This is a genomic window from Gynuella sunshinyii YC6258 (assembly GCF_000940805.1).
GTDB classification, from domain to species: domain Bacteria; phylum Pseudomonadota; class Gammaproteobacteria; order Pseudomonadales; family Natronospirillaceae; genus Gynuella; species Gynuella sunshinyii.
This window is the reverse complement of sequence record NZ_CP007142.1, coordinates 6,280,283-6,294,340: the sequence shown is the minus strand read 5'-3', so window position 1 is coordinate 6,294,340 and position 14,058 is coordinate 6,280,283. Positions and strand designations below refer to the sequence as shown.

The window sequence follows — 14,058 nt, the reverse complement described above, 5'->3', positions numbered from 1 at the left end:
TCAGCCTCCCTGCATCGGAACGATGATGTCCACCTGGTCCTGATCCGCAAACCGGGTATTGGCGTACTCGCTGCGGGTGACCAGCTGTCGGTTCAGCATGACTGCAAAACCGCTGCTCAGGCCCTGACGCTCAAGCAGTTGCTGCAGATTTTCATGCTCTGTTATCTGTTCTTGTTTGCCGTTGACGATAATGTTCATAGATAACCTTGCTGTTGAAGCTGTTGCAGAGCCTGCGTGGTGATGGCCGGTGCCAGCATGAAACCATGGCGAAACAGCCCGTTGATGCGCATCAGTCCGGATTGCAGACTCAAAAGTGGTTGGTTATCCGGCATGGCCGGACGCAGGTTGGTTTTGAATGCCTCTATGCGGGCTTCGGCAAATCCCTTGTGCAGGCTGTACACCGCCGACAGCAGCTCCAGCGCCGAACGCACGGTGACTGGTCCGCGATCCTCGCTTTCGATCTGGGTGGCACCAATCAGATAACGCTGGTTCGCACGCGGCACGATGTAGAGACAGTAGCGCGGGTGCATCAGCCGGATCAAATGCGTCAGTCTGACGTCCGGAGCATGGAAACGCGCCACCTCACCACGCACGCCGCGCAGCCCCGGCAGGTCTTCCCGGGCACCCATACCACGACAGTCGATCACCAGATCGAAGCGGTGGCTGTCCAACCCACAGATGACAGTATGAGGCTCGATGGCCGTGACTTCGCAGCCACTGTGCCAGTGTTCGCAAAGTGGCAGAATGCGCTCTGCCAGCGCTGGCATCAGCCGGGCCGGATCGACCCAGCTTTCACCCGGTAAAAACACCGCCTGCTGGAAACCCGGCAGCAGTTCCGGTTCCTGCTGACTCAGTTGGCTGGCGTTGAGCCAGGAGTATTCTGCCGCAGCCGGATCGGTGTGTTGCTGTAACTGCCTCAGATAACGCTGATGCGCAGCGGCATCCTGAGGATGGCTGACGATCAGCGAGCCGTGATTGTGGTAATCCACCTCCTGACCCAGTGAATCCACCAACGCCGGCCATAGTTGCAGAGACTGTCTGGCCAGTTGCAGTAATGCCGGTTCCAGTACTTCAATCTCCGATAACGGCGAGATCATCCCGCCGGCGGTATATGCGGCAGCCTCGTCGCCGTCGATCCGATCCCGGTCAAACAGAGTCACCCGCTGACCGGCCTGGAGTAACTGCCAGGCCATGACCCGGCCAATCAGGCCGGCACCCACGATGGCAATGTGATTCATGATGATGCTTCCCCGGCAACGTCCTTAAGGTAAATCTCACTGCCACCATCGAGGAACTCGCGGGATTTTTCCTGCATGCCCTGTTGTGCGAAATCGCGGACGTCCTGGGTGATCTTCATGGAACAGAATTTAGGGCCGCACATGGAGCAGAAGTGCGCGGTTTTGGCCGATTGCTTGGGCAGGGTGGCATCGTGATACTGTCGGGCTCTGAGCGGATCAAGACCAAGGTTGAACTGATCCTCCCAGCGAAACTCGAAGCGGGCCTTGGACAGCATGTCATCGCGGTAGCGGGCACCGGGGTGACCCTTGGCCACATCCGCCGCATGGGCGGCTATTTTGTACGTGATCAGGCCTTCTTTGACATCGTTCCGGTCGGGCAGTCCCAGATGTTCTTTGGGGGTGACATAACACAGCATGGCACAACCAAACCAACCGATCATCGCCGCGCCGATACCACTGGTGAAATGATCGTAACCGGGTGCAATATCGGTTGTCAGTGGCCCCAGCGTATAAAACGGCGCTTCATGGCAATGCTTCAGTTGCATGTCCATGTTTTCCTGAATCAGATGCATGGGCACATGACCAGGCCCTTCGATCATCACCTGCACATCATGTTTCCAGGCGACTTTGGTCAGCTCACCCAGAGTAATCAGTTCACTGAACTGGGCCTCATCGTTCGCATCGGCCAGGGAACCCGGGCGCAGCCCGTCACCGAGGGAAAAGCTGACATCGTAGCGTTTCATGATCTCGCAGATGTCTTCAAAGTGGGTGTACAGAAAGCTCTCCTGATGATGGGCAATACACCACTTGGCCATAATTGATCCGCCGCGTGAGACGATACCGGTGACCCGATCCACGGTTTTGGGGATATCCGCCAGGCGGATGCCGGCGTGAATGGTAAAGTAATCAACCCCTTGTTCTGCCTGTTCGATCAGGGTGTCACGAAAGACTTCCCAATTGAGATCCTCCGCCACACCGTTGACCTTTTCCAGCGCCTGATAGAGCGGCACAGTACCGATAGGGACTGGAGAATTACGGATGATGTATTCGCGGGTTTCATGAATGTCCTGTCCGGTGGAAAGATCCATAACCGTATCCGCGCCCCAGTGAGTGGCCCAGACCATCTTTTCCACTTCTTCGGCAATATTGGAATTCAGAGCTGAGTTCCCGATATTGGCATTCACTTTTACCAGGAAATTCCGTCCTATGATCATCGGTTCCAGTTCCGGATGATTGATATTGGCTGGAATGATGGCGCGACCGGCGGCAATTTCTGCGCGCACGAATTCGGGAGTTATGGGTTGCAGTCGGGCTCCAAATGATTGTCCGGCCAGACGCTGCCGGCGTTCATCGGTGTCGAACTGACTGCGTAACTGCTCGCGGTTCTGATTTTCCCGTACCGCGACATACTCCATTTCGGCAGTAATGATACCGCGCCGGGCATAGTGCAATTGGCTGACATTAGCGCCCTCCCGTGCCTGTCGGACGATGCGGGGGTGGGCAAAGATCGGAAACTTTTCCGTGTCGCGATCACCGGCAGTCACCGTGTGAGCCTCATCATCGCCGCGCTGATCCAGCCATTCCGCTCTTACCGCCGGCAGACCGCGATGGATATCAATTGCCTGTTGGGGATCGGTGTAAGGCCCGGAGCTGTCATAGACGGTGACGGTGGAATGATCGCTCAGATCAATGGCCCGCATCGGGACGGAAACACCATGATCGTAAGGACTGGGTACGTGGATTTTACGACTGCCGGGTAATGAATCGCGGCTGACGGTGGTGGGAAAACTACGGGTATCTTGGTTCATATTGCCTCCTCTGGTTTGTTAATACCTGAGGATCGGCCTATGAAACCTGATATGAAGTGCATGAGTTTCACGGACTGACTCTTCCCTACGCTGGTATTAACCGGATCAGGTTCAACGGGTCCGCTTGCGCGTCTCAGCCATGTCATGGGACAAGGCTCCCCGAGAGTTGTGGGCAAGTCTACGAGTGTGGACTTACAGAAGTCAATTGCTTGGCCGATAAATGGGTAATGGGCCAACAAAGGCTGTCGTGAGCATCTATACTGAAAAGATCGTTTTGGGCCAGAACAACAATTAACATTCGGGTATAAAAATGAGAATCACAGTTGTAAACCGAACGACCGCCGGCTTCGCCATTGTTATTGCATTGTTATTGTTTTTGGCCTGGCAGGCACTCAATGCTTTGAGTTCGATGAACAATAATATTGATCATATTAACGACACTGTCATTCCGGTGCTGGATCAGAACAAGCAACTGTCTATGGCTATGGCGGGTATGAATCGTCTTGTTTCGGAGCACTATGCTGAATATCGACCCGATCAGCTCAGTCAGTATGAGAACGAATTTCAAACGCTTTATCAGGAATATCAGCAGCGGGTTACCGAGCTGCGTGATTTCAGTTTGTTGTCAGAGGGCTTTAGCGGAGCACTGGACGCACTCGATGTCATCGTACAAAACATGGTCCGGATTGCTGAAGCGCAGATGCGTGATCGCCAGTCGCTGTTACAGAGCCGGCAGCAATATGCGTTGGCGGCCGAAGAATACAGCAAGGTCTGGCTGAACTTTTCCATGGACATGAAAGTGGTCGACCGGGTCATCGAAGTACTGGCCCGCAAAGGCTATCAGGAGCTGACCGCGGAAGAAAAAACCGTACCGGGTAATCAGAAATACATCGCCGATAAGATCAACCTGCTGCGTAATGAGTTGGCCCGACTGGATCAGATCAACGACGTCTCAGCCATGCAGGAAACCATCGAGAGTGCCAGCTCGACGATAATGCTCATTCAGAACCGTTATAAGACCATTGAGCAGGGGTCCGCCATCATATTTGAGAAATACGCGCCGTATGTTTCCATGTTGACTAAAACGGTTAATGACCCGCAGGGCCTGATGGCTCAACGGCTGTCGGTATTACAACTGCAACAGCGCAATATCGAAAACATGATCCAGCTGGCGCAGATTGCCAATCAGATCGTCAGCGCCAGTGCACAGGTGGATATCGTAGTAAACGCTGATCTTCGGCAAAATCGGGCAGATTCGAAGCAGCTGTACAGTCATTCCAAAAATATTATCGTCATAACTGTGCTGGCATCGGTGATATTTTCAGTGATCCTGACTGTCTGGCTGATCAGAAAAATCCGTCAACCCATGAACAGTATTTTGGGGTTCCTGGCCCTGACCAGCCAGGGCGATCTGAGTCATCGGCTGAAACTCTCATCACAGGATGAACTGGGTGATATTGGTCAGGGCATCGATGAGCTGGTTGCCAATCTGAGTCAACTGTTACGGGCGCTGATCGATAAATCCAGAAATATCGGTGAGCTGGTTAAAGACAGTCTGACCCGGGATGAGGGGCTGAAGATTCGCCTGGACGCCCAGCATCAGAGTGCAGAAAACATCGCTGCTTCCTCCGGTCAGATGGAACAGGCCACCCAGGCGGTGTGTGAATCCTCGGGACTGGCTCTGGCAGAAATCAAACAGTTATTCAGCGAAACCGAAGACAGTATCAACAGTATTCTTAACACCAATGAACTGATTAACCGCTTTCGCGGTAATATCGGTTCTGCCCAGCAGATGTCGGCTGGCCTTCAGCAACACTCCGGGCAAATCGAAAAAGCGGTCACCATGATTGCCAAGATTGCCGAGCAGACTAACCTGTTGGCTTTGAATGCCGCGATTGAATCCGCCCGGGCCGGCGAACAGGGCAGAGGATTTGCCGTAGTGGCTGATGAAGTGCGGGCATTGGCAATTAAAACCCAGGAGTCGACTCTGGAAATCAACAATGTTGTCAATCAGTTACAAACGCTGGCGAATCAGCTGGTTGAACACATGGATCAGAATGTAGGACGCATTGACGAGATGGTGGAAAAAGCCAAAGCGACCGATGGTTCTCTCAAAACCATCAGTGAAAAATTATCAGCAGTGCAGGACATGGTGTTATCGATGAACCAGGCGGCGGAATCGCAGCAGCAGATTTCCACCGATGTGGCCAGTCATATCAATGATATTTTTGCCAATGCCGAAGAGGTGGCCAGGCGTGCCAGTGACAATCTCGAACATATTAATGCGCTGGGCCGGCTGGCGAGTGAACAGGAAGAAAATACACGGTTGTTCCGGCTGGAATAAATGAACCTGAAAATTTTCACGATTTTCGGGTTTTAGTTTTAAACGAAATACAGTTTAATTGCGTCCTTCGTTGATATCGGTGCCGTACTGCGACGGTAAGCATGCCGTACATTTTCAGTCAGACAAAAATGTGACTGAAGTCTCACAATATCAGCGATATCGATAGCCTGTCAGTGTGAAATGGCCCGTAGTCAGATTCACCATGCAGTTGGCCGAAGGGATACAATCATTATCAGGAGATAAAGGTGTTCGCTATTTTTCTCAGCAGCAAAATGGATCCTTTTTATCAGAACATAGGATCTTTCCCGACCGTTATTTTTACCTTCTTTCTTGGGGTGAGCCTGTGTTTCTGGCTGATTGCGGTATTGGGGCTGATCGATCTGGATGTTGTGGATATTGATGTCGACCTTCCCGACGGCAACGGCTCAGCAGATGGTGCTGATGCCAACATGTCGCTGGCAGGTATCCTGTCCAGATTTGGTCTTCATGGTGTTCCGCTGACCATTGTCATCTCATTGTTATCATGGTTCGGCTGGATCATCAGCTATCTGGCGGTTCATTACATTCTCAACCCGATTGCCAGTCAGGGGCTTGTGCATTACCTGCTGGGTCTGATCATTTTTCTGTGTTCCCTTTATCTTGCTTCTATTCCCTCTGCAATGATTATTCGTCCACTGCGCAAAATATTCAGCGATCCCTACCAGGATATGGCCAAACATCTGACCGGCCAGATCGCTGTGGTGCGAACCAGTCGCGTGGACGCAACATTTGGAGAGGCCTTTTTCAACGATGGTGGTGCCGGTTTGATCCTCAAAGTCAGGTCTATGAATGACGAGACGTTTGTCAAAGGCGATCGAGTGGTGCTGTTGGAATATGTCGAAGCTCAGAATATTTTCCGGGTGATCTCGGAACAGGAATTTAACGGCGTGTTGAAACAATCAGCACATCATTAATACGGTAACGTTTTCCACAAACAAGGAGTAAATCTAATGGGGTTTTTCGCCGATTTATCGGGTATGGGCTTTGTAATGGCGGCCATAGGCATCGCCATTATAGTCGTGTTGTGCATCGGCCTGCTGATCAAAGCCTTTTATCACAAGGTTGACCAGGGTACTGCGCTGATCATCAACGATCTGAGTTCCAAGCCCAAGGTCAAGTTTACCGGTGGTCTGGTCCTGCCCGTCATTCACAAAAAGGAATTGATGAAAATTTCATTGATTACCCTGGAAGTGGATCGTCGTGGTAAGGAAGGTCTGATCTGTAAAGACAACATGCGGGCCGATATCACCGTCGCCTTCTATTTGCGTGTTAATGAAACCGCTGAAGATGTGCTGCGGGTGGCCAAGACCGTCGGTGCTCAGCGAGCATCAGACCGCGATGCCGTATACGAACTGTTTGCCGCCAAATTTTCAGAAGCACTGAAGACCGTCGGTAAGCAGATTGACTTTGTGCAGTTGTTCGAAAATCGCATCGAATTCCGTGAAAAAATCATTCAGGTCATTGGTGATGACCTCAGTGGTTATGTGCTCGAAGACGTTGCCATCGACTACCTGGAACAGACTCCCAAAGGTGCGCTGGATCCAAGCAATATCCTTGACTCCGAAGGTATCAAGAAAATCACCGAACTGACCGCCGCGCAGAACGTTCGTACCAACGTACTGGAGCGTGATGAAGAACTGGCGATCAAGAAAAAGAATGTGGAAACCACCGAGGCAATGCTGGAGCTGGAACGTCAGCAGGCAGATGCCGAAGCCCGGCAGGAACGCGAAATCGCCACCATTCGTGCACGCGAAACCGCAGAAACCAAACGGGTACAGGAAGAGGAACGGAAAAAAGCCGAGTCTGCCAATATCTCTGTTGAACAGGATCTGGCTGTGCAGCGCGAGAACCAGCAGCGCGAAATCGAAGTGGCGACACAGAACCGTCTGCGGGCGATTGCCATTGAAGAGGAAAAAGTCACCCGCGCCCGTGATCTCGAAATCGTTGCCCGTGAGCGGGAAGTGGAATTGCAGCGTATCGAAGCTGAGAAAGCAGTTGAAGTTGAAAGGAAAGAAATTGCCAATGTTATTCGCGAGCGTATCGCGGTAGACAAAACCGTGGCAGTGGAAGAAGAGCGCATCAAAGAGGTTCGTGAGGTCTCTGAAGCAGATCGTCGCAAACAGGTGCAGGTACTGGCTGCAGAAGCCAAGGCCGAAGAAGAGAAAGTCAAACAGGTGAAAGCGGCGGAAGCCGACGAACAGGCCGCCAAATTCCGGGCTCAGGAAGTCACCACCATGGCTCAGGCCGAGCTGGAAAAAGCCGCCAAAGAAGCCGATGGCAAGAAGAAAATGGCCGAAGGTGTACAGGCTGAAGAAGCCGCTCATGGTCTGGCCGAAGCCAAGGTGCGCGAAGCCAAAGCCGATGCTTCCGAAAAAGAAGGACTGGCAGCAGCCAAAGTTGTGGCCGCCAAAGGCGAAGCCGAAGCCAGAGCGCAGCGTGAAGTGGGTCTGGTGGATGCTGAAGTCATTGCCGCCAAAGGTGATGCCAAAGCCAAAGCCGAGCGCGATGCCGGTATGGCCGAAGCTGAAATCATTGCCGCCAAAGGTGATGCGGAAGCCAAAGCCCGTCGTGAAGCGGGTATGGCCGAAGCCGAAATCATCGCCGCCAAAGGTGATGCAGAAGCCAGTGCCCAGCGTGGTACCGGTATGGCCCAAGCAGAAGTTATTGCTGCCAAAGGTCGTTCAGAAGCCAGTGCTCAGAAAGAAATCGGTCTGGCCGAAGCCGAAGTTATCCGTGAGAAATTCAAAGGTGAAGCCGAAGGTCTGGTTGAGAAATTCAGTGCCATGGGCAGCATGAGTGACCAGGCCCGTGAACATGAAGAATTCCGTATGTCGCTGGAAACGGCGCTCCAGGAAGCCATGGCCAGTATTGACGCGAGCAAGGAAATTGCCCGTGATAATGCCGATGTTCTGGCCAAAGCCCTTGAGAAAGCCAATATTGATATCGTTGGTGGTGAAGAACACTTCTTTGATAACTTCGCCAAATCCTTGTCTCTTGGTAAAGCCGTCGATGGACTGGCATCAAAAAGCACCGTAGTGGCCACACTCATGGAGAAACTGATGCAAAGCAGAGTGTTTGCTGAGAAACCCAAAGATGAGAAGTTGAACTAAAACCTCCTCTCTTACAGGTTTTCGCAGGAAAACCGCTTGATTGTTCCAGGTCTGTGGCTCTTTGGAGCCGTTTCCGGAGTCTTGCTCCGGATCTTTCCTCCGGGCCTGGAACTGCGGGGTCGGACGTTTGTCCGCCCTGGCAACTTTTCAGTCAAAACAAGGAATTTGGAATCACACCATGGCTCAACAACCAGAAACCGATCAGACCGAAACCCATCTGACAGAATCAGCGGTCGCAGAAGGTGGGGCATATGAAGTCATTCGCAAACGTTTACTGGATCAGGGGCGTCAGCTCGAACAGCTTACCCGACAGTTAAATGACAACCGACTGCAGGAGTTCGGCTCCTCAGAAATGTCAGTGGCTGCCCGTGTCCGGGTCAGAACGGAAAATAACTGTATTCCGCGCGACATGGTTCAGGTTGGTGAGTGGATGTTATTTGGCTATAACGTTTACATCGGCCTGAAAAAAGAAACCCGCGTCGATGACGTTTTTGCATTATTCAAGTTGCAGGGCCAGGGTAGTGAACAGGATGTTGAAGCTGTTTCTGCAGAAGGCACATTTTTGGCCGACCGCAGCTTTGTCAACGATTTTGATGAACTCTATCGTTACTATAAACATGCACGGCTGCTGGAACTGACGGTTAAAGACGGAAAATTACTGGCCGGTTTTCAAATTGGCGAACGACTTGAGGATATTCGGGTTTTTCGCTGGGCTGTTTCCGCTGATGGCCGTGAGGTCAAATACATCGATAATCGTGGTGAGCGTGATATCCAACTGCCTTCAGCCTTCGATTTCGAATGGCATGAAACCACTCGCGACGATGCCGTTCAAGGCCGGCACCCACATATCAATATTGCCGATAAAGTGTTTGTGGAAACCATCAATGGTGATCTGACCATCAAGGTGGAAAACAATACTGATAATGGCCTGGGTATTTATCGTGAACCGGTGGAGGTGGGTACCCAATCCATCGACGATGCCAAAATCTTTTACGCCGTTGTTGGCGATCTGGTACTGCTGAAGATTCTGCCGTATCAGGAAGAAAAATGGCGCTACCTGGTGTTTAACACCCTGACCGAAAAGGTGCTGCGCATCGATGCGATTGGTCAGTCATGTATCCAGTTGCCTGAAGACCACGGCATCATTTTTCCCGGCGGCTATTATCTACAGAACGGTGAATACAAAACCTTCGATGAAGAAATTCAGGGGCTTAAGTTCAAACGCCAGATTCGTTCTCCCAATGGTGAGGATGTGTTGTATGCCTTCTATGAGCCAGTGAACGGGCAGGTCTGTCTGTTGGGTTACAACCTCATTGACAAGGCCATTCAGAATCCAATTCTGGGGCACGGTTATGCCCTCAGTGAAGACGGCACTCTGGTGATTTTTTCCGCCGATGGCGAGCCCACCCGGGTGCATCCGATGCAGATCTGGACGACTCCGTTTGTCAGTGAAGAGTTCGCCAGTCAGACGCCACCCTCCAACAGTTTTTATGGCCGTATCGGCAATTCCGAGCTGGTGCGGGGTATTTCCGATCTGTACAGCCTGGTCAGAATGATCCGGAACCAGAGCATATCGGCCCGGCTTTATGAAGAACTCAGTGTCAGCAGCAAGAAGTTTTTCGATCATCACTATTGGATCGAACAGGCAGATGTATCTGACATCGCCAGCCTGCTGAAAGAAGTCTCCACGACCGCTGAACTGGTCATCGATGAATTTGAAAAAGTCGAATCCATTCGCCGTCAGTCCGCCAAAACCATGGCAGAGGCAGAAACAAAACAGCAGGAGATCCTGCGTGCCGCACGTCCCGATAACTGGTTGTCAGCAGAACAATATGTGATTGCCCTGGATCAGTTGCGCCGTCAGCGTGGTCACCTGACCACCATCCGTGAGCTGCGTTATATCGATACCAAACGTATCGCTGAGCTTGATAATCAGTTGGTCAAAGCCCAGAACGAGTTGAGTGAGCGTACCGTTGAGTTTCTCCAGGGAGAAGCGGCATTCGCACCGTATCTGGAAAAAATTGACCAGATCAATGCAGATATCGACACTGCAGAAACACTGGTCGTGCTTGAACCGTTGATTGAAACCATTACCGGTATGACATCCGGGCTGGATCTGCTCTCTGAACTGATGGCCACCTTGAAAGTGGCCGATGCCAATGTTCGTACCCGCATCATCGATACCATTTCTGATGTCTATGCGCGTCTCAATCAGTCCGGTGCACGGGCAGCCAATAAACGGAAAAATGTCGGTTCTGCAGAAGCCGTGGCGCAGTTTGGCGCGCAATTCAAATTATTCTCCCAAAGTATTACCAATGCGCTGGGGCAGGCCACTACGCCAGAACGCTGTGACGAACAACTGTCACGGCTGCTGGTGCAGCTGGAGGAACTGGAAAGCCAGTTCAGTGACTATGATCAGTTTCTCGCCGACATCATGGAGAAACGTGAAGAAGTTTATGAGTCGTTTGAAAGTCATAAACAACAGTTGCTGGACGAACGGCAACGACGGGCGCAAACCATTGTCGATGGTGCCGGTCGTATTCTCGCCAGTATCGAACGGCGGGCGCTCAAGTTTACCGATGCGGAAGAACTGAACACCTTTTTCGCTGCCGATGTACTGGTGCAGAAAGCCAAAGAATCCATAGAGCGGCTGCGTGAACTGGAGAGCAGTGTTAACGCAGACGACATCGAATCGCGCCTGAAAGGCATCAGCGAACAGGCGCTGCGATCACTGCGGGACAAATCCGATATCTATGAAGATGGCGGTAATGTCATCAAACTGGGGCCACGCCATCGCTTCAGCGTGAATACTCAGGAACTGGATCTGACCATGCTGCCCCGTGACGGCCGGCTTTGTTTTCACCTGGCCGGAACCCAGTATTTTGAAACCGTCGAAAATCCGGAGCTTGAGGCACTCAAGCCCTACTGGGACATGTCACTGATCTCCGAATCGAAACAGGTTTACCGGTCGGAATATCTGGCCTTGCTGGTGCTTCAGGCTGCCGAGGAAGGTGTTGAATTTGACCGTGAAGCGCTCGCCCAGGCGCTGCTCGATGAGGACCGGCTGCTGAAGCTGGTGCGTGATTTCGCCACCCCGCGTTACCGGGAAGGTTATCAGAAAGGTGTACACGATGTGGATGCCGCACAAATACTGCGGCAGCTGATTCCGGCGTTGGACAGTGCCGATCTGCTGGTCTTCAATCCACGCTCGCGGGCGCTGGCGCAAATATACTGGGCCAACCTGATCCAGCCACTAGGTACTCAGAAAGTGTTACCCGGGCGGGCCCGTATCGATGAACTCAGCGGACTGGCCGCCACCTGGCAGCAACGTGCCCAATCGGCAGCGCTGTTGCAACAGCTGTATGGTGACCAGGACGCCATTCGCAATCTCGAACAGGAAGTCAGCCAACATCTGGCCGACTTTCTGGAACAGTATCCCATGGCATTTTCCAGCCTCGAACAACAGCAAAGTGCCGCCTATCTGGTGGCCGAACTGGGTCGTGAACGGCTGGAGTTTATCGGCAGCCAGTACGCTCAGCGGTTGATCGACGAATTCCGCCGCTCTCTGGATGAAGCCAGCTGGCGCACCTACCAAAGTGCCCAGGAACAACTGCACGGTGTCATTCATGAACGCTGGAAGCTTGGCGAAGCCTGGCTGACCGCCATGGTAAAACGCAGACAATTGACGCATCTTCAACGCTATGTGCCGGAAGCGGTGGCGCTGTTGAATGCCGGGGAACGTATTGAACGCCGGCCTACACAGACTGATCTGGAACTCGAAGTATCCGGCCTGCTCGGTGATCACCCGACTATGGATCAGCAATGCCTGCGCTTTTCCGTCGATGGCTTTATGTTACGGCTGCGCGCTCACCAGCAGGAGGTGGTGCCTGGTTATCATCGTTACCTGCAGTTGCGGCAGGACATTATTGAAACCGAACGGCGTAAGCTGCGGTTGAATGAATTCAAACCCCGTCCCCTCAGTTCGTTTGTGCGTAACCGCCTGATCAATGAATCCTACCTGCCATTGATTGGTGACAACCTGGCCAAACAAATGGGCACCGTGGGTGAGAACAAGCGGACCGACCTCATGGGTCTGTTGATGATGATTTCGCCGCCCGGCTACGGTAAAACCACCTTGATGGAATATGTGGCCAACCGACTCGGGTTGATCTTCATGAAGATCAACTGTCCATCTCTGGGTCATGATGTATTGTCTCTTGATCCGGCCCAGGCACCCAATGCCACTGCCCGGCAGGAACTGGAAAAACTCAACCTCGGCTTGGAAATGGGCAATAACGTCATACTGTATCTCGACGATATTCAACATACTCACGCCGAATTTCTGCAAAAATTCATTTCCCTGTGTGACGGCACCCGGCGTATTGAAGGGGTTTGGAAAGGCCAGACCAAAACCTACGATATGCGCGGTCGCAAGTTCTGCGTGGTCATGGCTGGTAACCCCTATACCGAATCCGGCGAAGCATTTAAAGTGCCGGACATGCTTGCCAACCGGGCAGATATTTATAACCTCGGTGATATTCTCGGCGGCATGGACGAACAGTTTGCACTGAGTTATATCGAAAACTCCCTGACCTCCAACTCCGTGCTGGCACCATTGGCGACCCGGGAAATGGACGATGTATATAAAATTATTGCCATGGCCGGCGGTGAAGCCATTGCCGCGACGGACCTCAAATATCCTTACAGTGGTGCCGAGTTGAATGAAATGAAAACGGTCTTGCAAAAGCTGTTTGTCATTCAGGATGTGGTGTTGAAAATCAATCAGCAATACATCGCCTCTGCGGCTCAGGATGATCGCTACCGCACCGAACCCTCGTTCAAGTTGCAGGGCAGTTACCGGAACATGAACAAGATGGCCGAAAAAGTGTCTGCGGTCATGAATCATGGTGAACTGATGCAGATGATCGATGATCATTACCTCGGTGAATCGCAGCTGTTGACCTCCGGTGCCGAAGAAAACCTGCTCAAACTCGCAGAATTGCGCAATCACATGACTGACCAGCAGCAGCAACGCTGGCAACAGATCAAAAAAGATTTTCAGCGCAACAAAGCCATGGGCGGTGATGGTGATATCGGTGGTCGGGTCGTGGCGCAACTGGTGGATCTGGTGGAAGGCATGCAGCATCTCAATCAGCACATCAGTCTCGGTCAGGATGCCCAACAGCAGCAACAACAGGCACGTTTGCAGGAAATACAGCAAAATGCCGGCTTCCAGCAAAATCTGCTGGCGTTGTTGAGCCAGTTCAACCAACAGGCACCGGAAGTGAAACTGGAACCGCATTTGAATGTCACCGCACCACCGATGCCCGGACTGGAAAATATTCTCTCAGTACTGGCCGATACCTGGCAAAACAGTCTGTATCCATTGGTACGCAGTATGGATCGTAAAATCGATATTGATTTAAAGACCCAGAAAAAAATACAGGATATTTCTGAACAGCTAAAAGCGCTGGAAACCAGCCTTAAAGATGGAGAAGGGAAAACGGACGCCTGATCCG

Annotated in this window: 7 protein-coding genes and 1 riboswitch; of the genes, 4 read left to right on the top strand and 3 right to left on the bottom strand. The window is 52.1% G+C overall.

All coding sequences use genetic code 11. From position 1 onward, the window contains the following. Genes thiS through thiC form a run of 3 tightly spaced genes read right to left on the bottom strand, consistent with a single transcriptional unit; the run spans position 1 to position 3,046 of the window. Positions 1-198 (bottom strand): sulfur carrier protein ThiS, encoded by a 198-nt coding sequence (gene thiS, locus YC6258_RS26015; protein ID WP_044619452.1) that lies wholly within the window; start codon positions 196-198, stop codon positions 1-3. Continuing rightward, positions 195-1,238: a glycine oxidase ThiO gene (gene thiO / locus YC6258_RS26010; RefSeq protein WP_044619451.1), complete on the bottom strand. Its 1,044-nt coding sequence runs from the start codon at positions 1,236-1,238 to the stop codon at positions 195-197. Before thiO ends, thiS begins: the two co-directional genes overlap by 4 nt. Further along, on the bottom strand, positions 1,235-3,046 hold the full coding sequence (thiC, locus tag YC6258_RS26005; protein WP_044619450.1) for a phosphomethylpyrimidine synthase ThiC: 1,812 nt from the start codon (positions 3,044-3,046) through the stop codon (positions 1,235-1,237). Before thiC ends, thiO begins: the two co-directional genes overlap by 4 nt. Before the next feature lie 65 nt (positions 3,047-3,111). Then, positions 3,112-3,218, bottom strand: a riboswitch (TPP riboswitch). Between the two features lie 138 nt (positions 3,219-3,356). Between thiC and YC6258_RS26000 the strand changes: the two genes are divergently transcribed. The 4 genes from YC6258_RS26000 (at position 3,357) to YC6258_RS25985 (ending at position 14,054) form a co-directional block, all read left to right on the top strand. Beyond that, complete coding sequence (locus YC6258_RS26000) at positions 3,357-5,390, top strand: methyl-accepting chemotaxis protein (protein WP_044619449.1); 2,034 nt, start codon at positions 3,357-3,359, stop codon at positions 5,388-5,390. A 245-nt stretch (positions 5,391-5,635) separates the two neighbouring features. Next, positions 5,636-6,343 (top strand): hypothetical protein, encoded by a 708-nt coding sequence (locus tag YC6258_RS25995; protein ID WP_052830597.1) that lies wholly within the window; start codon positions 5,636-5,638, stop codon positions 6,341-6,343. Positions 6,344-6,379: 36 nt separating this feature from the next. Continuing rightward, entirely contained in the window at positions 6,380-8,539 is a 2,160-nt protein-coding gene (locus YC6258_RS25990) for a hypothetical protein (RefSeq protein ID WP_044619448.1), read from the top strand. 178 nt (positions 8,540-8,717) lie between these two features. Then, a complete protein-coding gene (locus YC6258_RS25985; protein WP_044619447.1) occupies positions 8,718-14,054 on the top strand; it encodes a DNA repair ATPase in 5,337 nt (1,778 codons plus the stop codon). Positions 14,055-14,058: the final 4 nt, after the last annotated feature.

What these genes read in the sequence shown, in the direction of transcription:
- thiC (WP_044619450.1), bottom strand. Translation starts at nt 3,046, where the DNA reads ATGAACCAAGATACCCGTAGTTTTCCCACCACCGTCAGCCGCGATTCA.
- YC6258_RS25985 (WP_044619447.1), top strand. Translation starts at nt 8,718, where the DNA reads ATGGCTCAACAACCAGAAACCGATCAGACCGAAACCCATCTGACAGAA.
- YC6258_RS26000 (WP_044619449.1), top strand. Translation starts at nt 3,357, where the DNA reads ATGAGAATCACAGTTGTAAACCGAACGACCGCCGGCTTCGCCATTGTT.
- thiS (WP_044619452.1), bottom strand. Translation starts at nt 198, where the DNA reads ATGAACATTATCGTCAACGGCAAACAAGAACAGATAACAGAGCATGAA.
- thiO (WP_044619451.1), bottom strand. Translation starts at nt 1,238, where the DNA reads ATGAATCACATTGCCATCGTGGGTGCCGGCCTGATTGGCCGGGTCATG.
- YC6258_RS25990 (WP_044619448.1), top strand. Translation starts at nt 6,380, where the DNA reads ATGGGGTTTTTCGCCGATTTATCGGGTATGGGCTTTGTAATGGCGGCC.